Source organism: Rheinheimera tilapiae (assembly GCF_042432165.1).
Lineage (GTDB): Bacteria > Pseudomonadota > Gammaproteobacteria > Enterobacterales > Alteromonadaceae > Pararheinheimera > Pararheinheimera tilapiae.
The window spans coordinates 78,922-100,315 of sequence record NZ_JBHLXP010000005.1 but is presented as its reverse complement, the minus strand read 5'-3'; the positions used below and the strand labels follow the sequence as shown (position 1 = coordinate 100,315).

The window sequence follows — 21,394 nt, the reverse complement described above, 5'->3', positions numbered from 1 at the left end:
GTGGTCAGCAAATGACTACGAACGTCCCGACGTCTGTGAGCGGAGGTTTCTCTGAGACTGTTTTTATGGTTCTGGCTGCTGTTGCTGGTTATGCCGGCGCATGCCGCCGATGCGTTGTTTAAACGAATTGGCGTCGATGACGGCCTGCCAAATGCCACCATTTATGGTGTAGCACAGGATGTGGAAGGCTTTATCTGGTTAAGCTCGACCAATTCAGGCTTATTGCGCTACGACGGCTATCAGTTTACCGAATTTCAAGTACTGACGCCGGAAGAACTGAATACGTTGGGGTCACAGGATGTCGGTAGTTTACTGATTGATAATCAACACAATATTTGGGCTGGTACCTGGGGATACGGCCTAAGTCGTATTGATGCCAAGACCGGTAAGTTACGCCGCTTTGTTACAGACCCGTCGGATCCGGACAGTCTGGCCAGTATGCAGGTTCAGGTATTGTTTGAAGATAAACAGCAGAATCTGTGGGTGGGTAGTACCCGCGGCATTAACCGGATGACCGCAGACGGCCAATGGCAGCGTTTGCAGTTATCTGACAGGCAGCTGGCGCACAACCGCATCTGGAGTCTGAGCCAAACCCAGGACAATACGCTTTGGATCGGCACGTCCGCTGGGTTACATGCCTGGCGGGAAGATACCGGGTTGTCTGAAGTGATGTTGCCATTTCCGAACGGCACAGGCCGTGACAATGAAATCAGAGCCTTGTATAGCGCCGGCGATAAGTTATGGGTCGGCACTCGTCAGGGATTATTTGTACTGGAACCCAAGCAACGAACCTTCCAAAAGATCCCATTTTTTGCCGGTCGTAATGCGCCGATTATTAATGTGATCTCCGCAGATCAAAATGGCATGTTACTGCTTGGAACATACAACGGATTGTTTCGGGTTCATCCGCAATTACAGCAATTTCTAAAATTCCGTGAACAACAATCGTTGTTGCCCACCGTGAATATCCGTTCGGTATTTTTAGACCGGACTGGTGTGTTATGGCTAGGTTCACGTGAGAACGGTTTGTATTACACCCGTCACAGCAAATCAGCATTCGCATCACTGCATGATTTAGCACCGCAGCTGGATGCCGCGCAACTACAGTTTACCGTCACCGCCGTGTTTGCGGATAAAGACGCGATTTGGCTAGGCAGCGCCGAAAATCTTTATCGGTTTGACCGTAGTTCCGGCACCTTAAAGCCCTTCCTGACCGACGGACGGGTTAACGCGATCCGACCGGACCAGACCGGTCAAATTTTTGCAGCAACCGATGTTGGTTTGTACCGCGTGGATCAAGCCGCCGATCAGGTTGTTCTGGTCACTGAGCCATTCCGGCAGAATCCGCAGGTGGCGGCCAATATCCGCGATTTAAGTATTCAGGCTGATGGTAGTTTCTGGATTGGTTTGTGGGGTGATGGGGTTATTCACTGGGACCCGGCAGCAAATACCTCAACAACCTATTTGCAGCCGGAGATCCGGCATAAAACCGGCGATGCCGTGCAAGCGATGCTGGTCAGTGGCGACGATACCTGGGTCGGTACCCGTTATTCCGGTGTGTTCCGCATCCGGCATGAAAATGGTCAGGTCGAGCATTTCAGTGAAGCCGCAGCGAACAAACTGACATTACCCAGTCAGGACGTGCAATGCCTCGAGCATGGCCCGGCCGCAACGTTACTGATTTGTACGCAGCAAGGTCTGGTTGTGTACGATCCGCAAACAGACACTCAGCATTTACTCGATGAACGCAGTGGCTTACCGACCAGCAACATCATCGGTGCCTACGCTGATCAGCAACAGAATATTTGGCTATTGTCGGCAAAAGGATTGAGTCTGAAACACAGCGACAGTCAACGCCTGATCACCTTTACCCGACAGGATGGCCTGGTGGCGACAGAGCAAGTGTTCAAGTCATTTTTTGATGACCAGCAAGGCAGCTTTTACATTGGCTCTATCGAAGGATTGACGCTGATGGAACCTGCGTTGATTTGGATTAATCAGATTGAACCTAAAGTGGCCGTATCGCGCATTTTGGTCAATAACAAACCACTGCCGATGCAGGCAAACACCGCCCGCTGGCCGGATATTGTGCTAAAGCCGACAGACACCAGTCTTGAGTTTGAATTCGCCAGTCTTGATTTCCATGATCCGACGCGCAATCAATACATGTATAAACTGACTGGTTTTGATCAGGATTGGATCCTGCAACCTGGCCGGCGCGGTGCCTATTACTCCAATTTGCCAGCCGGTGACTACGAACTGGAACTCAAAGGCTCTAATAACCATGGTCTATTTAATCAGGTACCGGAGCAGGTGCGGGTTCAGGTATTGCCAAGCTGGTGGCAACACAGCTCAGTGCAGGCACTTGGTTTTGTCCTGACGATGTTGTTGATCCTGACATTCCATCAATACCGTTTACGTCACATCCATCAGATCAATAAATTGCTGCAGAACTCAGTCCAGGAGCGTGCCAAAGCACAACTCATTCTGGAAACTAAAGTAACCGAGCGCACCAGGGCACTGGAAGAAAGTTCGATGACGTTATCGCTACGGACCCGGCAGCTGGAAAAAAGTCTGACTGAGATCGCCAAGGCGAATAAAGAGCTCAAGCGACTGGATAAGCTTAAAGATGAATTTATCTCCACAGTGTCTCATGAATTACGTACGCCGCTGACCTCGATCCGCGGCGCAATAGGCTTGGTTGCCCAGAGCGTGGTCCCCCTCGGCTCAGATGCTTACCGACAACTGGTCGATACCGCGCAGCAGAATTGTGAGCGTTTATCGCAGCTGATTAACGACCTGCTGGATGTGCAAAAATTTGAAGCCGGTAAGTTTGTGCTGCAGTTAAAGCCGCTCGACCTGTTTGAATTGTGTCAAACCGCAGTGCATGGGATCCAGAGTTATGCCTTGCGGTATCAGGTGCAGGTTGAAACGCAATTGCTGCAGCAGCCACCGGTAATGGTGCAGGCAGATCAGTTGCGCTTACGACAGGTGCTGGATAATCTGCTTTCCAATGCGGTGAAGTTTTCCCCGCCAGACAGCACGGTGATCCTGCGGTTGTCGCAGCAGAATGACATGGTATTAGTTGAAGTGATCGATCAGGGCCAAGGGATCCCGGATCAGTTTAAACCGCGGATCTTTGAAAAATTTTCGCAGGCAGATGCATCCGACAGCCGTTCAAAAGAAGGCACAGGTCTCGGTCTTACGATTTGCAAACGCATCATCGAAAGTCATGGCGGTCAAATTGGTTTTAGTAGCACCGAACATGTCGGTACGCAGTTCTGGATCCGGCTGGCCCGGCTATACGCCGAACCAGCGGTTTAATTGTGCCGGTTTGTTGCGCCCCAGATACTTTATTGGGGCGATAGTACATAACGATAAACCGACCAGAAATGGCAGATACTGCCTGCTACAACAAAACAGTGCCAAATCAGGTGGTGGTAGCGCAAACGGTGCCACAAATAAAAAATTACGCCGCCGGAATAACATAAGCCGCCGGCCAATAACCACCACAAACCACCGGCCGGTACATGGTCCAGCATTGGCCCGGCAGCGATCAGCACCAGCCAGCCCATCAGCAGATACAGCATCAGACTCAGACGTTTGAACTTTAGATGGGCGACAAATTCCAGTGCGACGCCCAGGCAGGCGATACCCCATACCACCAGCACCAGATAAAAGCCCCAACTGTCTTTCAGACTGATTAGCGTAAATGGGGTATAGGTGCCGGCAATTAATAGATAGATGGCGCTGTGATCCAGCTTGCGCCAAAACGCTTTGCGTTTGGCATCTGTGCTGGCGTGGTAACACGCTGAGCAGCTGTATAACAAAATCAGACTGAGGCCAAATGCCAGCACGGCAAATAAAGCTGCAGGTTCACCTGCGGGCAGGCGCCATAACATCAGGCCGAGGCCAATGACACTTAACACAGCGCCGATGGCGTGACTTAGCGCATGCAGGGTTTCGTCATAGCCTTGGTATCTTAAATCCACAGAATTAATTCTCTTTACTGTTTCTGGTCGGCTCAGCTTACCACATCTGACGAAACCGGCGACAGCGACGCCGATTGCCTCGTTGGCAGAAACCGCTACAATGCGCGGCAATAAACCGTGTTCGGGGGTTGTTATGCCATTATTACTGGTGTTGGGTTATGTTTGGCCCGAACCGAATTCCTCTGCGGCGGGCTGGCGAATGCTGAGTTTGTTACAGCTTTATCGTCAGCAGGGTTTTCGCATTATTTTTGCCAGTGCGGCGGAAAAATCACCCCACCGTTTCGATTTATCCAACTGGGGTATTGAGGAAGCGAGCGTGGCGCTGAATTGCCAGAGTTTTGCCGCTCAGCTGCAGCAATGGCAACCGGCGGTGGTGTTATTTGACCGCTTTATGCTGGAAGAACAATTTGGCTGGTGGGTGGATGATGTCTGTCCGCAGGCACTGAAACTACTCGATAGTGAAGACCTGCATTGCCTGCGTTTTGCCCGCCAGCAGGCGTTTAGCGCCAATAGGGCTGTGACGGCAGCAGATTTGCGTTCAGAACTGGCCATGCGTGAAGTGGCGGCGATCTTACGCTGCGACCTGACGCTGACCATTTCGATGGCAGAACATCGATTGTTAACCGAGTTTTATCAGGTGCCGGTCTCGCAGCTGTTGTATTGCCCGTTTTTACTGGACGACGTCACAGTGGATACCTCGGTGACTTTTGCTACGCGCCGGCACATCAGTTTTATTGGCAATTTTCGTCATGAACCGAACTGGCAGGCGGTATTGCGCCTCAAACAGCTTTGGCCAGCGTTGCGTGCCCGCTTGCCTGGCGTTGAATTGCATATCTATGGCGCGTATCCGCCGCCCAAAGCTACCCAATTGCATGCACCCAAACAAGGTTTTTTCATCAAAGGCTGGGCTGATCATGCTGCAGAGGCGTTTCACGATTATCGCCTCTGTCTGGCGCCGCTGAGTTTTGGCGCGGGCCTCAAAGGTAAAATCATTGATGCGATGCGTTATGGCACGCCGGTAGTGACGACTGAAATTGGTGCGGAAGGCATTAGTCAGCAGCCAGGCTTCATTGATTTTCCTGGCGCGATAGCGGACGAGGATACCGCGCTGCTTGACGCAGCCGTCGCCTTGTATCAGCAGCAAGAGCTGTGGAAACAAGCACAGGACAAAGCTCCGTCCTGTTTGGCGCAATTTTCTGCCGAACTTCTGCAGCCGCAGCTCTGGCAGCGCATTGCAGCGGTGCAGCAGCAACTGAGCAGCCACCGCTCTGAAGCTTTTCTGGGTAGCATGTTAAAGTATCATCATCATCGCAGTACAAAATTTATGGCGCAGTGGATCGAAGCGAAAAATAAGCTGGCCGCACAAGAATCGCAGGAGTGTTCCGATGTTAAATAGTCCGTTAAGCCGCGACCAGTTGGTCCAGTTGCTGAACCAGAAACTAGAGATCACGCGTGTGCGCGACTATTGCCCGAACGGGCTGCAAGTGGAAGGCCGTCAGCAGATCCGCAAAGTGCTGACCGGGGTGACAGCGTCACAGGCGCTGCTGGAGCGGGCGGTTGCCGAGCAGGTTGATGCGGTGCTGGTACACCATGGTTATTTCTGGAAAGGCGAAAGCAGTGAAATCACTGGAATGAAAAAACGTCGCCTGCAGACGTTGTTACAGCATGATATCAACCTGCTGGCCTATCATTTGCCGCTGGATATTCATCCTGAGCTCGGCAATAACGCCAGACTTGGCGCTTTGCTGGGCTTGACTGAGATCAGCGCTCTGGCCAGCGTGGAGCCGGTTGGGGTGGTCAGGCAGGCCAGTCTGGTTGAACCTCAAGCCTTAACTGAGATCGTGGCGCTGCTGCAACAGCAGCTGGGTCGGCAGGTGTTTGTCCATGACGCCGGTATCGGCGCCGTTACACAAATCGCCTGGTGTACCGGTGGCGGTCAGGGTTATATCGATCAGGCGGCAGCTGCCGGCGCACAACTGTTTATCAGTGGCGAAGTATCCGAGCAAACCATTCATAGTGCCAACGAACTGGGTATTCATTTTATCGCCGCCGGTCATCACGCCACGGAACGTTATGGCATCAAAGCGCTGGGCGAATGGTTGGCAGCAGAGACCGGTATCGAAGTGATTTTTGCCGATATTTATAATCCGGCTTAATTCTGGAACTGGCGGTTAAGCTGGTGCAGACGAATGTGTTGTTCCAGCAAGCCAGCGTACTCATAAAATGCGTAGCCAAAAGTCTCCATCGCATTAACGGTTGGCAACCAGGCTTGCCAGCGCAACGGGTCTTCAGGATTGCGACGCAGGTGATAGTCGGCAGGCGCTGCAACCGGCAGGCGGTTTGCGCTGGTAAACCAACGCATCGCGCGAGGCATATGCATCGCAGAGGTCACTAATGCCATCGGCTCAGTCGCAGGTATTGCCTTGATTAACAATGTGATCTCGCCTTCAGTATCGGTCGCATCAGGATGTAGGCGGATTTGTTGGTCGGGGACACCCAGCGCGACTAAAAACCGCCGCGCCACCTCAGTATGGGCTTCGCGTCGATCTTTGATCGACCCGCTCAGATGTATCAGCGCCTGGGGCTGCCGGCGCCAAATCTGCGTGGCTTCAAGTAATCGGGCGCTACTGCAGGAGTCCAGCTGGCTGCTGATCGGTAAAAACGTGGCATTGGCGTGACTGCAGCCAAGCACCGCAATATGCTTTACCTGTTGCTGTGCAAAGGCCGGATAGGCCAGTTCCAGCGGCGCGGCAAGCCAGTCAGCAATAGGTTTGCTGGTCAGCAGCAGACCGCATGCAAGTTGCAGTAACAGCAGTTTTTTCAGATGATGACTGTTTCGCCAGGCGGCCAACATACTTAGCAACAGTAACAACAGCAGCTGAACTACCGGCGTCAGCAACAATTTAATCAACAGATCCATGAGTTTATGACCAGAAAAACTACAGTAAAAACCAAGTCGGACCGCAATTTTGACAGCATTGCCGGCAAATTCCAGCAGAATATCTATAACACGACCAAAGGCCGCTTACGCCAATTGGTGTTACAACGTGATTTGCTGGAACTGCCTGCGTTAAATCAGGCGAGCACCCGGGTGTTGGATGTGGGCGGCGGGCAAGGGCAGCTGGCGTTGTGGTTGGCAGCGCAGGGTCACCAGGTGACGTTAACTGATCTATCCACAGAAATGCTGGCACTGGCGCAGCAAGCTGCGACGGCACAGCAACTCAGCCTGCAGATCAGCCATTTGTCACTGCAACAACTGGCTGAGCAAACATTCACTGCACCGGTGGTACTCTGTCACGCAGTGCTGGAATGGCTGGCAGATCCGCAACAAGCGATTGACCAGTTATGGCACCTGGTGGAGCCGGGCGGTGTGCTGAGTCTGATGTTCTATAACATTGATGCCAAACGTTTTTCGAACATTGTGTATGGTAATTTTAACTATGTGTTGCGCGATCTGGCGTACAAGAAAAAAGTCAGTCTGAGCCCACAAAATCCGCTCGATCCGCGCGCGGTCAGTCAATGGTGTCAGGATGCTGGTTTTGTTCAGCTCAGTAAAACCGGCGTGCGCTGTTTTCATGATTATCTGCGCGACCGGTCAGAGCAGGAAAGCGAGTTTGATAAGTTACTGGAAGTGGAACTGCGTTACAGCCGCACCGAGCCGTATGCGTCGTTGGGGCGCTACCAGCACCTGTTATTGCACAAGCCGGCATAGCAAGCTCTGCAGCAGGACCATTAGCTGCTGCAGACTAGCCCCTAGTCGAATTCCATTTTATATAACACATCAACCGAGGTCGCGAGGCCCTGTACGGCTTCGACATAAACCTGTTGCATCAGCCGGTAACGCAATGTGAACTCGCCAAACTGACTGAAGATCCCGACGCCATATTTGACCTGCAGTCTTGGGGATAAATAACCGCTGACAGTCACTTTGGATTTGTCACCGCTGCCGGCTGTATCCAGACTCAGATCTGAGATGCCAAAGGCTTCGCCAATCGCCCCAACCAGTTGCCCCGAATTGGCGATACCGATGCCGATCAAGCCAGTGGTGACAGCGCCGTCACCGGCACTACTGCCGATGTCACGCCCTAACAGCAGATAAGCCAGCGCATTGGCCTGTGGTTTAGAGGGTTCACTAAACACTTCAACCAGAGGGTTGTCCGCTAAACCATTAACCCGCAGGCCGGCAATGACATTATCTTCAGTTTTCTCCGGATTGCGGATTGCCTCAATGGCCAGCAACGGTTGGCTGGCCGGGCCATTAAAGGTCAGTCGGCCTTTACGCAATTTTAAGTCCTGACCATAGGCGCGAAAACTACCGTCCTTCAGCTGAACCTGTCCATGCAGCGTTGGAACCATGCCTTGCTGGCGGACGCGTAAATCACCTTGTAAGCGGGTTTTCAGTCCAAAAGCGGCCAGCCGGACCTGCTCGCCAATTTTGAGCCGGATATCGGAGCTGAGTATCCAGTTTGATTTTTCGCCGGCGCGTTGCTGTGCCGAGATCACGATTTCATCGGCGCTGACTTTGGTGGCATTTTCCGGCAGGCTATTAAACCGAATATTTCCGGCTGGGATATCAATAGTGCCGCTGACTTGGCCTGAATGTGGGCTCGCGGTCAGTCGCAGCTGCGGGCTGACGGTCAGCTCAGCATCCGTCAGCTGCAACTGCAATTTGTCGCCTTTGACGTCGACCTGACTAAACCAGGCGTCCGGCGTCAGCCAATTTGCATCGCCAGTCACACTGAGTCGGCCTTCCGGTGTCTGCCAGTCACTGTTCAGACTGGCGGCAAAGCCGCGGAAACTGGCCAGCAGATTGGCTTTGGTCAGTTCCAGTGGAGCTTGTTGGCCAGTCAGTTGCAGCGCGTCAATAGCCAGACTGCCATAAATCGCCGGATTGCCCAGTGCACCTTCGGCACGTAGGTTTGCGCTCAGCAGACCATCAAATTTACTGTATTCATTAAACACCGGCTGCAGGAATGTCAGCGACAATGGCGCCAGCTGTAAATTAGCTTTGAGAGTTGGCGCTGCGCTGTTTAAGGCTTTGATTTCAATGTTCGCGGCAATGGCGCTGTCTTTACTTAAGATCGCCTGCAAACTGCTGGTTAACTGAAAGTTTTTCAGGCCACCAGTTAAACTCAGTTCACGCCAGGGCAGATCTAGCGGCGTGGTGAGCTGGTGTCGAAGCAAGCCTGTCGCGCTTTGCAGTTGCCAGCTCAACTCAGATAACCGGCCTTTCAGCCAATTGAATGCCAGTTGACCACTGGCGCTGCCTTCGAGGCTGAGATTTGGCGGTAATACCGGATCGAGGCTGTTGAGTGGAAGTTGCTGCAGTTGCAGCGCAAGTTCGCCTTGTTTGCTGCTGAGCAGCTTGGTTTTACTCAGGCAAATCGATGCGTCGGCCTGTAACCAGCAGGCTGCGCCGAGTTCTGCTTGTTGTTTAGCCAAATCCAACCGGATCGGCCAAGCCTTTTGCAGCTGCCAATCACCCATGTCGGATTGCAGTCGAAACTCCTGAACATTGGCACGCCACTGTTGTTCTTTGATGCCGGCTTGCATCGCGAGCACCGCTTTGAGCTGATGACTGTCCAACGTCAGGTGGGTTTGATGTTGTTGTTGTGTCCCTTCGGATTGCCAGTCGAGCTGTTGTAATTGCCAACCGGGCGCCTGACCGTTTTTGGCGTTTAGACTGATTTGACTGCTTTTTTCTCCCATGGCCGGTAAATTGGCACTGACAGTGAATTCCGCCAGGGAATAATCGTCCAGATAACTGAGCTTTCGGGCGCTCAGGCTCAGCTGCAGATCAGGTTTTTTCATGTCACCGCGCAGTTGGAACTTCGCGTCAATTTCGCCTTCGGCCAGTGCGAGCGAATGTGCCAGATCGGCAATGTGCAAGGTCGCATCCAACGTCAATTGCTCGCCCAATGCGCCATTTAGCTGTAACAGGTTCGGACCGTGTTGCAGTTTTAGTCCCAGCGTTTCCAGTTGCAGCAGACCGCTACGGGGTTGTTGTAGGGTTAATTTACCGTCGAGCAATAGCGGTTGACCGCGCAGCTCGCCATTTAAATGCAGCGTATTGGCATGTAGCTGCCATTGGCGGGCAGGATTGGCGGCAAAATTAGCATCCAGTTCAACCTGGCCACTCAATTCGCCGGGGTAATCAGCCCAATACAGGCCGGGTTGGATACCGTTGAGTTGTAACGCTGCCGTCAGCTCCAGCGTGTTTAGCTGCAGTTTACCACTGAGATCCGCTTGTCCATTTAATGTGCGCAATTGCAGGGCGCTGAGTTCCAGCACGCCTTGGTGCTGAGTAGCGCTCAACGTCCATTCGGCTTGGGGCAGGGCCGGCGACTCAGTGGCGACATTCAATGTCAGCTGTTGTTGGTTGAGGTCACCACTGAACTGCACACCAAGTTGACGTAACGTCAAATCTGCTGGCTGCATGGTGGGTTTTGTCGCCATGGGGGTGGCAGCTTGAGGATCCGCTGGCACGGTGATAGGTGTTTGGACCTTCGTTGGTAAGGGCCAATGCAAATCGTCGCCATGCAAGGTACCCTGAAAAGCCAATCCCGGGCTTACCAGATCGGTTTTCAGTTCGAGTTGCAGCGGCCACGGGCTGGTGCTGTTTACTTGCAATTGCCATGTTGCCAGAGGACCTCGCCCGTCTATGTTGACCTTAACCGGTGCTGACAGCTGCGCGTGGCTTGCTTCCAGTTGCAGCTGCAGTGCCAGTTGCTGCGTCAACCGTTCTAGCAGCACATCACCGCTGGCTTGCAGCTCAGGCTGTTGCAGTTGCAGCTGCGTATTCTGCAACTGCCATTGATTGGCAGTGAGCAGCACATCAGTTTGTAGGGATTGCAGTTGCAGCAGAGTTTGTTGGGCTTGCATTAAGGTAAAATCGGTCACATGCAGCTGCGGCAGCGCCAGTTCCACGGGTAGTTGCAGTTGCAACAATGCCGGCAATGGGTTGTTTGCAGCGCTGTTATTGGTGTCTTTCTGCAGACTGAGCCTGCTTTTTGCCAGCGTCAGGCTCTGCAGCGTCAGCCGCTCCGCTGTCAGATCCAGTGCTGTGTGCAAAAGACCAATCCGAATGTGCTGGGTCGGCAATTGCACCGCGCTGTCGATAAATTCTAACCGGCCAATGCGGACACTGAATGGCAGTTGCCGACCATTTGCGGCAGACTCTGCAGGACTGGTCGGCAGTGCTGATTCTGGCAGCGTTGACTCTGCTACCGTCTGACTGACCTGTAGTTGCGTGACCTGCACCAGCGGCAAACACAGTTGGCGCTGCCACAGGCAGCTTAAATCGACTTTCAGCGCCAGTTCGGCTACTGCCACCTGAAGATCCGGCTGCTGATACTGCAATTGTTTGATCCGCACGCCTTGCCACAAGTCACCGCTAACTTCTTGCATCTGCAGTGCAGGCAGCAGTTGGGGCTGCAGCAGCCACAGCAATTGTAGGCCTGGGTTGCTACCAAACAACGCCAGTACAGACGACAACAATAGCAGCGCGGTTAATACAACAAGCCGCAGCCAGAGCCAGACGGACTTGGTGCGGCGAATAGGCGCTGCGCTCGGCTCAGCGGACAAAGGCACCTGCGGCGTTGACTGACTCATAATTCCGGCCCCAGCGTGAAATGAATGCGGAAGCGCCCGTTTGGTTCATGATCCAGGCCGTAGGCAAGGTCGAGGCGGATAGGACCGACCGGGGACGCCCAACGCGCACCAATGCCGACACTCTGTTTCCAATCAGGCTGATCATTCCAGGCACTGCCGTAATCGGTAAACAGCGCCAGCCACCAATCACCTTTGACCCGATGTTGATACTCGAGGTTAACCGTAGCCAGACGAATGCCACCGATCAGTTCCTGCTTGTCATTAACTGGCGCGAGTGTCTGATAACCATAACCACGCAGGCTACTATCACCGCCGGCAAAAAAGCGTAAAGAGGGCGGAATATTGGCAATTTGTTCCTGTAAGATCGCGCCAGCGTCTAGCCGCACCAGCCAACGTTGATCTTCACTGAACGACCCAATCCAGCCAGCCCGACCGTAGAGCCGGACAAAATCCGTATCTGAGCCCCAGCTGGTATTGGCGGCTTCGACCGACAGCAAATAATTGTCGGCATCCAATGGCATACTGCCGCCGGTATCCCGGTTACGGCTAAAAGCAAAGCCTGGCAGCACCAGATTGGATGTGTCGCGTTGCGCACCCTGCACATAATCTTCATACAGCCAGCGCAGTGACAACGTCCGTTGCCATTGGTTGCTGAGTAACCAGTGTCGTTCACCTTTCAGGTTGTAACTGGTACTGTCGGTGTCGAGTAAGTCTTTGTTTTTATAGCCGAAAGATAACTGGTAATAGTCATTGGCAACATCGCGTAGCGGAAACTTATAACTCGTTTCCAGATACTGCTCGCGTTGTGATAGCGCCAGATCAGCATTGAGACTATGACCGCGGTCATTGACCCAGGGCTTAAACCAACTGGTCTTAATACGAGCCCCAACATCTGTGGCATAACCGATACCGGTTTCAACCGTATTTTTCACTGCGGGTTGCAGCTCAATGGTCAAAGGCAACGCGCCGTCCTTACGGTTATCTGGATCAGCGATTAGATCCACACTGCCAAACCACAGCGTATTGGCCAAGTTTTGGCTGAGTTTAGCCAGGCGTTCTGCTGAATAGAAATCGCCGCTTTTAAACGGTAATAAAGTTTGTAGCCGGGCGTCGCGGATCTGGCCGCCGACGAATTTTATTTCGCCAAAGCGGTAGCGCGGGCCACTTTGAAAATGCAGATGCATTTTACCGCGCCGATCGCCTGGCGTGACTTCCAGTTCGGCGCGACTGAACTCTGCGTCAAAATAACCTTTGCGATGCGACAGACTGAGCAAGGCTTTTTTATAGTCTTCATAGATGCCATGGTGCATCCGTTCGCCTTTTCTTGGCGCTTTGGCTTTTTGCAGCGCCAGGAATTCAGCATCGCGCACGGCTTCGCCATTCAGTTGCAAATCCGCCACTTCAATAAACACATATTTACCGGCAGTAATTTTTGCCAGTAGCACATAGTCTTTACCGTCGGATTTATCTTCAAATTCAATCAACACTTGGTAATAACCGAGGCCACGCAGCGCTTGTTTGATCTCACGTGCCACGCGGTTCTTAAATCGTGCCGACTTATTGATTTGGGCGGGACTGATCGCTGATAAATACAGCTCAATATTTTGACGACGTTCGAGGGTTACGCCTGTGAATTCAATGCGATTGGCAGCCTGCGCTTTGACGCTGAACAACATCGTCGCGAGAAGCACGCATAGTAGTAATAAATTCAAAGACTTGAGATAAGGCAGAATACGAACTCCCTGTCGTCGGCGACCGGCTCAGTGTAGCGGGTTGCGTATGAATTGCCTATTGGGCTGCGACCAAGGGCCGGAAGTTCCGGCCCTTGGCTGCAATCAGGCATCAACTGACTGATTTTCGTCCAATACTTCAGTTGCAGCTGTGACTGTATCCTGACTTGGCAGTTGTTCACAGATGATCCAGTCTTTTTCGTCGACCCAGTTTTGTGCGCCATTTTTCACGGTACGGATTGGCACAATGTAACGACAGCTGGTTTGTGGTTTGACCGAGGCAAAAATCGGCACAAAACCAAAGTTCAGTGCCGTTTCAATCAGCGCCTGTTGGTTGTGTGGATCGATATCAGCGGCTTCGTCGATATAAATCGGGATACGGTACTTGCCGCGTTCGCGTTCAGCCAGCAGCTGACGGATAAACAACATGCCACACAATAACTTAATCGTGATGCGGGTGCCGTTAGAACCGGCGGAATCAATTTTGTCGAAAAACTCCACGTCGCCGGCGCGATTGACCACTTTAAAACGAATATCAAATAAGTCTGACAGCGTCAGACCGCCTTTTTCACTGGCGGCCTGGATTAGATAATCCTTCGCTGAATTGATATCGCGCTCAGCGCTGGTGACGCCAGGTGCTAACAAGTCGAGCGTGTCACCTTGTTGATAGGCATCCGAAGTCGCCAAAATCGTATCGATATGGCCGACTAAGATTTTGCGGTCAACGATCTCGATTTTAAAATCCTGCAAATTCGAGATTTGGTGGCGCCAGATGCCGCGGTTAAAGCTGTTCAGCTCGCGGTGCAGCCGCTCCAAATCTGAGCGTAACCCTTTGAGAGTACTGGCAACTTCGGTCAGGGCGACACGTGCGCGGCGCTCGATGGCTTCGCGCTCTTTGTCGAGGTGATGAAAGGCACTGATCAGTTTTTGATATTTGCTTTCTTCGTCGGTTTCCGCTTCAAACTTACTGATGCCAGCATTAAAAATAAACAAGTAGGTATTTTTAATGTTGATCTCCAGCAGCTTCAGCTCCTGACAGTGTTTGTTGTAGCTACGCAGCTCATCGGACAGATTGTCATATTCCAGATTGATTTCAATCGGATAGGGCGTTACCCGGCCAGAATAAAAATCGAGCTGGAAGTCGATGCGGTCTTTTTTCTCGTGTTCAATGCGTTCCAGCTGACGTTTTAGCTGATCCTGCTTGTTGGTGATGAGATTGCGCCGGTCTGACAGACTGCTGGCTTTTTGCTGCACTTGCGCCAGTTGTTCGTGCACGATCTCTTCTTCCTGCGTCAGCTGTTCAGACAACAGTTGCTGCTCGTTGAGCAATTGCGCCATTTCGCTGTAGCGGGCAAAACGTTTCAGGTCCTCTTCTGCTTGCAGCATGTCCTGGTACAAGCGTTCTTTTTCGCGGCTTTTGCCCGTGAAATCCTGCGCAACTTCTGCTTGTTGCTCTAAAGTGGCCAGTGTCAGCTGCAGCGCTTCAATCTGCTCTTTGAGTTGAATTTTACCTTCGCTACCGGCCATATCCGGTGCTGCTAAATGACTGAGGTCGATGGTGATGCCGGCGAGATGCAGTTTGCCACCTTTGAAAGCGTCGGCAATTTGGCCGAGCTGCTCAGCAAAAGCGTCATCGTCGTGAATCACCACATCACCGCCGCTGGCGGTCGACAACGACAGCACATCCGGGTTCAGTAACTTAGTCAGCTGCTGCACTTCACCGAGTGACAAATCTTCGCGTAATCTGGAATACAGGTTGTATTCCAGGTTTTTCAGCTGCAGTTTCAGACTTTTCAGCTGTTTCTGCGTTTGTTGCTGTTGATGGGCCAGCGTCGCCGGATTTAAGTTTGCCGCGCCTTGCAGACTGTGACTTAAGCTCTCGTATTGGGCACGGATATTGGCCAGATTGGACTGCAGTGTCGGCAGGTTGGTCAGGCCAAAACGCTGGGCCAAGGCATCATGTTCGTCAAACCAGCTTTTGAGGCCCAGCTGCTTGCTGGATAACTCTTTAATTTGGCCAACATACAGCCGCTGTTTGTCTTCCAGCTGATGTTTTTCCTGACTGAGCGCATCCAGTTGAGAGCCGAGTTCCTGCTGTTGTTCGTCGAGGTAACTCTGAAATTCAATTAACGCTTTATCCAGTTTCGGCGCATAGGCGGCGAGGCGGCCTTTCAGTACCGCGCGGTTGTCGATCAAATTTTCTAAAGCTTCCACCGCTTCCTGTTGATTTTCCAGCGCTTTGAGCTCGCGCCGATCGCGGTTCACTTTTTCAAAGGCATTGTGCCAAACTGTATAAAAATCGACTTTCGGGTCGCTTAAATGGCGGGCAAAAACCGGCAATAACAGGCGTTTGACGTCCTGCGCCGTCAGGCGGTGCAGGTTCAGAATCCGGCGGAAAATATCTTTATACACCGGTGCGTCACTGACGTTGGTCAGTGGGATCATCCGTAAATTGATTTTGCTGTCATACGGCGTGGCGCCGCCGGTCAGCATCGCGTTCAGCTCTGACGGTTTTAACTCCAGCGGTTCAAAGCCTAAGTTACGCAGGTGATGATCGAGTTTGTTGTAACGGATGATACTGTTTTCGCTGACATAATGCGCCAGATCGAGTTTGCCGCGATAACAGAAATACTGGAACTGATAACCGGCAATTTTGCCAAGGCCTGCCACACCAATCACCACCGGGCCTTCCGGCAGATTGGCTTCGAGCAGGATATAACTCTGATCGGTGCCGAAATAGAATTTACGGGTTTCGTCCAGATCGTGGCCGTCCCATTCGGTCAGACGTAAATCGTTGATCAGCGGAAACTGCAGTGCATTAATCACCGAACTTTTACCGGTGTTATTGGGCGCACAAATCGATGCAGCGTCGTCCAGTGGAATGACACATTTGGCATAGCCGGCGGTGTTTAACAGGGCCAGTTTGGTTAAGCCATATAACTCAGACATGCTGGTGACCCTCTTCTTCGGCTAATGAATCGACGGCAACTAACGCATCGAGATACCGGTACAACGGTGGCAACAACTTAAAATTGTCGCCCTGCGTTTTGGCAAAACCATAGCGCAGCATCCGGTTGCCAACTTCACGTTTTAAATCGGTAGCGGAGTAAATTTCCAGTTGTTCAAACAGGTGATATTGCTGCTGCAAAATGCTGGATAAAATCTCGTGATTAATTTCGGTTTCAAACAGCGCTCGCAGTGGGTCCTGGCCCTGATCGGCAAAAAACTCGACCAAAGCGTAAGTCGTCAGTGCAAACAAACGCGAAATTTTGCCCATATTGACGGTCGCGTCGTCGACATCAAAATAGAAAAAACCACGACTGTCGCGTTTGAGTTGATTGCCAAGCGCGGCAAACAAGGCACTGTAGGCGTCTTCGTTGGCGTCCAGCTCAGTCCAGAGCGCAAAGTCCTGCTCACTGATGTGATAACCGGTGGTCAGGCGTTTAGAGATGTCTGCCAGATTTGGCAATTTTTCGAGATCTATCTGCATCATTTATGTCCTGTCGCTGTGGCGGGTGACAAAAGGATGGAGACGCAGCCGGAAGCCATTGACTTCCATTTCACTGACGTCGTCCTGATGTTCCAGTTTTAACGCCGGAGCGCGACTAAGTTCCTGATATAAAAATAACAATTCGTCGACCGGCAGTTGTGGGTAGCTATGCGCCAGCCATTTAGATAAGTCGGTATTGGATTTTTGCGTGCGCGCTGACTTCAGTACATCCTGCAGGTCCGGTACGCGGATATTGGCACCGGGTTGACTGTCAACTGCATCCGGCAACTGGTAGTTGTCGTCCTGGTAGTCGACCAGTTCTGCCATATAGCTGGTGATTTGGTTGGCACTACCAAGGCTGAATTTCTGGTGATCCGAGCTGAATTTTGCCGCAAGTTGCTCCATGATTGGCTCAAAACCCTGTTTGCGCAAAGTTGCCAGCACCAGACTGGCATTGCGTGAAATCAAGGTGTTTTTGCGCAGTTCTTCGCGTAGTGGCATTAACACATCAGTACTTCTGGTCAGCGATTCACGGCCAATCTGGTTCATGTCGAGCAGGCGCGTGCGCAGCTGCACCAGCGGCTCCTTGTCACCGGACATAAAGCCGGTGTCTTCAATAAACTGCACTAAGTCAGACAGACAATGTTCCAGCGTTTCAATACTGTGCTGGAACGGGCCATTGATGTCGATCATCTGCAGCACCGGCTCGATATATTCATCAAAAGCTTCCATCACCGCGGCGTAACGGCGCGCCAGTGACATATTGCTGTCATCGGCCTTGGCTTTATCTACCAGATGTAAAATGGCACTTTCGTTTTTGCGGAAATGTTTGACCACTTCACGCACCCGTTCGTCCATCAACCGGACAAACCGGCGCATCTCATGCACATCTTTTTGCCGAACCGCGCCATCGAGGCGGGCCCGCAGCCGGTCTAATTCGTCAATCCGGCTTTGGATGTCGCCGACAGTGCCGAGATTGTGTTCCTGCGTCAGAAACTGAATGAACTCCAGTACCGAGCGGTTCAGTTCCAGTTGGCTGGATTTGGCCTGCGGGATCAGGATGTCCTGCGCCAGCAGCTTTTGTGCTTCGCGAAATACCTGCTCACTCGAAAGTTGCGGAAAATAGCGCGTGAATAACGCCTGCACGTCCTGAAAACTAAAGCTGTAGAGCTGACTGCGATTGGCCAGCGCTTCGAGTACCGGCCAGTCATCATCCAGGCATTTCAGTATTTTTTTTGCTGATAACATGAGGGGAGTTGCTTCATCCGGTGATTATTTGATTCATTACAAGATCTACGACCAATTTCCAGTAGAGTGCGACGAACCGCGGTGCTAGAATGCCGCCCCGACAATATTTCATAATTTATTAATAATTGCGGGTGGTCATTTATGCTAACGGGTATTTTACTGGGCTTGGTTGCGCTTGCCTTTATGCTGATCGTTATAGAGGATATTATCCACGTAAACAAGGCAAAAACGACACTTTTTTTCGGTACTCTGTGCTGGATTTTACTGTTTATTTTTGCAGACGGTGATGCCTCGCGTGAGCATGTTCAGCATCAGCTGGAACACAATTTGTTAGAAATCGCCACGTTGTGGTTATTTTTAATGTCAACTATGACTTTTGTCGCTTATTTAAATAGCAAAGGCTTTATCGCCCAGCTGGTTCAGCGCATTCTGCCGTCTGAACTGACCGAACGCAAATTGATGTTTATCGTCGCAACTTTTGCCTTTGTTTTCTCCTCGTTCGCTGACAACGTCACAGCCACTTTGGTGACTATTGCGGTGATCTCTGGTGTGAAGCTCGAAGCAGCGAAAAAAATCAAATTTGGTGCGTTGATTATCTTCGCGGTGAACAGTGGTGGTGTATCGCTGATCACTGGTGACGTCACCACACTGATGTTCTTCCTTGCGGATAAAGTGACGATCCCGAACTTGCTGTGGCTGGTGCCGCCGGCTTTTGGTGCTGTGATGTTATTGGCAATTTTGCTATCCCGCGGTATGGATCAGGCGCTGACTGTAGAAAAAAATACCAAACCATTTGAAAAGCGGGATGCGGTGATCGCCGGTATTTTCGTAGGAACTATCTTCGCGACTTTAGTGTTTAACATTCTGTTTTCGATCCCGCCGGTGCTGACGTTCCTGTTTGGCCTGGGCTTGATGTTCCTCAGCGCACAGTTTTTGTTCCGCAAAAAAGCCACACAAAGTATTTTGAATTACGTGCGTGAAGTGGAATTTGAAACGTTACTGTTCTTCTTAGGTGTGTTGTTGTTGGTTGGCGTACTAAAAGAAGTGAATTTCCTGCAGAACTTCACCAATCTCTATGCGGTGATGCCGCCGGTGCAAGCGAACTATCTGATGGGCTTGTCTTCTGCATTGATCGATAACGTACCTTTGACTGCCGCGCTGTTAAAAGCAGACCTGGCTCTGAGCACTGCGGAATGGCTGCTATTGACCTACGCCGTGGGTGTTGGTGGTTCGTTACTGATTATTGGTTCTGCGGCCGGTATCATCGCGATGAGTAAGTTAAAAGAACTGACTTTTGGCAGCTATCTGAAAATGGGTGGCTACCTGCTGTTATGCTACAGCCTCGGTTATGCCGGTGTATTTGTTATCGGACAGTTCGCTTGTTAACGCTGACACTGATAAAAGACGGCGCTACGGCGCCGTTTTTTTATTACTAAATTGGAGCGCCTTGTACAAACGGTGTAGCTGTTTGGCATTATTTTCCAGCCGAAACTTGCACAGTGAGCTGTGTCGCTTTGGTAAATTCTGTAATTTTATTACAGACGTCTAAAAGGCTGTTGCCTTTTGCGGCAAGTCAGGGTAAGGTAGCTGCGTCAATCATTCTGATAGACCAGAAGAGGAGCGTTCACCAGGTAATTCAGTGTAGGTGGCTATACACCGCAGACTGAAGGAGGGGGATGAACGCCGAGGAAAACATGCAGTAGCAACATGTTTTTCGGTTGTCAGGGCTGAATCCCTGCGACTGTCACCTGAAACTTCGGTGGAGAGCTTCTGGCCTTTGTTGTGTCTGCAAGTAGACAACAACACCGCGCTGCTGCGTCCGGGGTTTGTTGTATCTGATTGTTGCTCTGCAAATGCCATGCTCTTCTTATTTTGTCCATAAGGAGAGACACCTTGTCTAATCAATTTATCGTCGCCAAATTTGGCGGTACCTCAGTGGCAGATTTCGCCGCCATGTCGCGCTGCGCGGATATTGTCCTTGCTGACCCTTCGATCCGGTTAGTTGTCGTCAGTGCCAGTTCTGGCGTCACCAACCTGTTAGTCGCTATCACTAAAGAAGACATCATTGAAGGGCGTTTTGCCCATTATACCGGTATCGAACGTATCACTTACGCGGTGCTGGAAAAGCTGCAGCAGCAAGCTGCGGTCGGCGCCGCTATTGAACAGCTGCTGCTGGAGCTCAAAACGCTGATTGGCCGTACTGTGGCTTTTACTGACAGTGAAAAAGACCTGGTACAATCTTTTGGTGAGCGGTTAAGTTCGGTGTTGTTTGCGCAGGTACTTGCTGAGCGCGGCGCGGCGGTCAGCAGTTTTGACGTACGTCAGGTGTTGCGGACTGATTCGCGTTTTGGCAAAGGCGAACCACAGGTTGATCAGATCACTGCGCTGACTCAGCAATATCTGGCCCCTTTACTGAATTCCCAGATTATTGTGACACAAGGCTTTATCGGCGCTGACAGTGCCAATCAGACCACCACGCTTGGACGCGGCGGTTCAGACTATAGCGCTGCGATTCTGGGCGAAGCCATCGGCGCCAAAGTGGTACAGATTTGGACTGATGTAGTAGGTATTTTCACCACAGATCCACGCCTGACACCGGACGCTCGTTGTATCCCGGAAATTAGCTTCGATGAAGCCGCCGAAATGGCGACTTTTGGTGCCAAAGTGTTACACCCGGCAACGTTAATTCCGGCGATGCGGCAGAATATTCCGGTGTTTGTCGGCTCTAGCCGTGAACCGGAAGCGGGTGGTACCTGGATCTCAAAACAGGTCGATGCACGCCCATCTTATCGCGCTATTGCACTGCGCAAGAATCAAACGTTGATCACGGTTAAAAGCCCGGCGATGTTGCATGCCGCCGGCTTTTTGACCCGCGTGTTCGCCATTTTAAGCCAACACCAGATCTCAGTGGATTTAGTCACAACCTCTGAAATCAGCGTGGCGCTGACGTTGGATGATGCGCCGGGCAGTGCTTTTGGTACTGCGATTGAACCAGCATTAGCGGCTCTGCGTGAATTCTCGGAAGTGACAGTCGAGCAGGGGCTGAGTCTGGTGGCGGTGATTGGCAATCACCTGCATAGCACGCGGGGCATTACAGGATCTTTGTTCCAGGCCCTCGAGCAAATCAATATGCGGCTGATTTGTCACGGCGCTAGCCGGCACAATCTCTGTTTCCTGGTGCAGGACAATGAAGCGCCAGGTGTCGTCAAAGAGCTGCATCAGGCTTTGTTTCAGGCAGCCTGAGTCATCAAAAAAAGCCAGCGTTCACACTGGCTTTTTTAATCGAAAGGCACGCAACTAAACCCTGAGAGTATTTGTTGAAA

13 protein-coding genes and 1 riboswitch are annotated in these 21,394 nt (G+C 51.7%); of the genes, 6 read left to right on the top strand and 7 right to left on the bottom strand.

The window, feature by feature from the left end:
* Window positions 1-90 precede the first annotated feature (90 nt).
* On the top strand, window positions 91-3,324 hold the full coding sequence (locus ACFFJP_RS16710; RefSeq protein WP_377246774.1) for an ATP-binding protein: 3,234 nt from the start codon (window positions 91-93) through the stop codon (window positions 3,322-3,324).
* Between the two features lie 29 nt (window positions 3,325-3,353).
* Here the strand turns inward: ACFFJP_RS16710 and trhA are convergent, their stop codons facing one another.
* Window positions 3,354-3,992: a PAQR family membrane homeostasis protein TrhA gene (trhA, locus tag ACFFJP_RS16705; RefSeq protein WP_377246771.1), complete on the bottom strand. Its 639-nt coding sequence runs from the start codon at window positions 3,990-3,992 to the stop codon at window positions 3,354-3,356.
* A gap of 133 nt (window positions 3,993-4,125) precedes the next feature.
* Between trhA and ACFFJP_RS16700 the strand changes: the two genes are divergently transcribed.
* Both ACFFJP_RS16700 and ACFFJP_RS16695 read left to right on the top strand, forming a co-directional pair.
* A complete protein-coding gene (locus ACFFJP_RS16700; RefSeq protein WP_377246768.1) occupies window positions 4,126-5,388 on the top strand; it encodes a glycosyltransferase in 1,263 nt (420 codons plus the stop codon).
* A complete protein-coding gene (locus ACFFJP_RS16695; RefSeq protein WP_377246765.1) occupies window positions 5,378-6,148 on the top strand; it encodes a Nif3-like dinuclear metal center hexameric protein in 771 nt (256 codons plus the stop codon). Before ACFFJP_RS16700 ends, ACFFJP_RS16695 begins: the two co-directional genes overlap by 11 nt.
* On the opposite strand, the gene ACFFJP_RS16690 is transcribed toward ACFFJP_RS16695, so the two are convergent.
* The gene (locus ACFFJP_RS16690) at window positions 6,145-6,912 is read right to left on the bottom strand and encodes a YdcF family protein (protein WP_377246762.1); all 768 of its coding nucleotides are present in this window, start codon (window positions 6,910-6,912) and stop codon (window positions 6,145-6,147) included. The two genes, ACFFJP_RS16695 and ACFFJP_RS16690, sit on opposite strands and share 4 nt — an antisense overlap.
* 6 nt (window positions 6,913-6,918) lie before the next feature.
* Here ACFFJP_RS16690 and ACFFJP_RS16685 point away from each other — a divergent pair, with 6 nt between their 5' ends.
* On the top strand, window positions 6,919-7,704 hold the full coding sequence (locus ACFFJP_RS16685) for a methyltransferase domain-containing protein (RefSeq protein WP_377246759.1): 786 nt from the start codon (window positions 6,919-6,921) through the stop codon (window positions 7,702-7,704).
* Window positions 7,705-7,745: 41 nt separating this feature from the next.
* Here ACFFJP_RS16685 and tamB read toward each other — a convergent pair whose 3' ends face one another.
* From tamB to ACFFJP_RS16660, 5 genes are all read right to left on the bottom strand, one after another.
* On the bottom strand, window positions 7,746-11,603 hold the full coding sequence (gene tamB, locus ACFFJP_RS16680) for an autotransporter assembly complex protein TamB (RefSeq protein WP_377246756.1): 3,858 nt from the start codon (window positions 11,601-11,603) through the stop codon (window positions 7,746-7,748).
* Complete coding sequence (gene tamA, locus ACFFJP_RS16675) at window positions 11,600-13,315, bottom strand: autotransporter assembly complex protein TamA (RefSeq protein ID WP_377246753.1); 1,716 nt, start codon at window positions 13,313-13,315, stop codon at window positions 11,600-11,602. Before tamA ends, tamB begins: the two co-directional genes overlap by 4 nt.
* Window positions 13,316-13,438: 123 nt before the next feature.
* Complete coding sequence (locus ACFFJP_RS16670; protein ID WP_377246750.1) at window positions 13,439-16,282, bottom strand: Mks condensin complex protein MksF; 2,844 nt, start codon at window positions 16,280-16,282, stop codon at window positions 13,439-13,441.
* Window positions 16,275-16,826, bottom strand: coding sequence for a condensin complex protein MksE (locus ACFFJP_RS16665; protein ID WP_377246747.1), 552 nt, complete (start codon window positions 16,824-16,826; stop codon window positions 16,275-16,277). Before ACFFJP_RS16665 ends, ACFFJP_RS16670 begins: the two co-directional genes overlap by 8 nt.
* Window positions 16,827-18,071 carry an MksB family condensin complex protein gene (locus ACFFJP_RS16660; protein WP_377246744.1) on the bottom strand — a complete coding sequence of 415 codons (1,245 nt, stop codon included), beginning with the start codon at window positions 18,069-18,071 and terminating at the stop codon, window positions 16,827-16,829.
* Window positions 18,072-18,212: 141 nt separating this feature from the next.
* Here ACFFJP_RS16660 and nhaD point away from each other — a divergent pair, with 141 nt between their 5' ends.
* Window positions 18,213-19,457: a sodium:proton antiporter NhaD gene (gene nhaD / locus ACFFJP_RS16655; protein WP_377246741.1), complete on the top strand. Its 1,245-nt coding sequence runs from the start codon at window positions 18,213-18,215 to the stop codon at window positions 19,455-19,457.
* Window positions 19,458-19,676: 219 nt separating this feature from the next.
* Window positions 19,677-19,849, top strand: a riboswitch (Lysine riboswitch).
* 115 nt (window positions 19,850-19,964) lie between these two features.
* Window positions 19,965-21,314 (top strand): lysine-sensitive aspartokinase 3, encoded by a 1,350-nt coding sequence (gene lysC, locus ACFFJP_RS16650; protein WP_377246738.1) that lies wholly within the window; start codon window positions 19,965-19,967, stop codon window positions 21,312-21,314.
* The last annotated feature ends 80 nt before the right edge of the window (window positions 21,315-21,394 follow it).

Bases quoted from the DNA above. Each gene is read 5' to 3' on its own strand.
- ACFFJP_RS16665 (WP_377246747.1), bottom strand. From the start codon at position 16,826: ATGATGCAGATAGATCTCGAAAAATTGCCAAATCTGGCAGACATCTCT.
- ACFFJP_RS16685 (WP_377246759.1), top strand. From the start codon at position 6,919: ATGACCAGAAAAACTACAGTAAAAACCAAGTCGGACCGCAATTTTGAC.
- ACFFJP_RS16710 (WP_377246774.1), top strand. From the start codon at position 91: ATGCCGGCGCATGCCGCCGATGCGTTGTTTAAACGAATTGGCGTCGAT.
- tamB (WP_377246756.1), bottom strand. From the start codon at position 11,603: ATGAGTCAGTCAACGCCGCAGGTGCCTTTGTCCGCTGAGCCGAGCGCA.
- ACFFJP_RS16700 (WP_377246768.1), top strand. From the start codon at position 4,126: ATGCCATTATTACTGGTGTTGGGTTATGTTTGGCCCGAACCGAATTCC.
- nhaD (WP_377246741.1), top strand. From the start codon at position 18,213: ATGCTAACGGGTATTTTACTGGGCTTGGTTGCGCTTGCCTTTATGCTG.
- ACFFJP_RS16670 (WP_377246750.1), bottom strand. From the start codon at position 16,282: ATGTCTGAGTTATATGGCTTAACCAAACTGGCCCTGTTAAACACCGCC.
- ACFFJP_RS16690 (WP_377246762.1), bottom strand. From the start codon at position 6,912: ATGGATCTGTTGATTAAATTGTTGCTGACGCCGGTAGTTCAGCTGCTG.
- ACFFJP_RS16695 (WP_377246765.1), top strand. From the start codon at position 5,378: ATGTTAAATAGTCCGTTAAGCCGCGACCAGTTGGTCCAGTTGCTGAAC.
- ACFFJP_RS16660 (WP_377246744.1), bottom strand. From the start codon at position 18,071: ATGTTATCAGCAAAAAAAATACTGAAATGCCTGGATGATGACTGGCCG.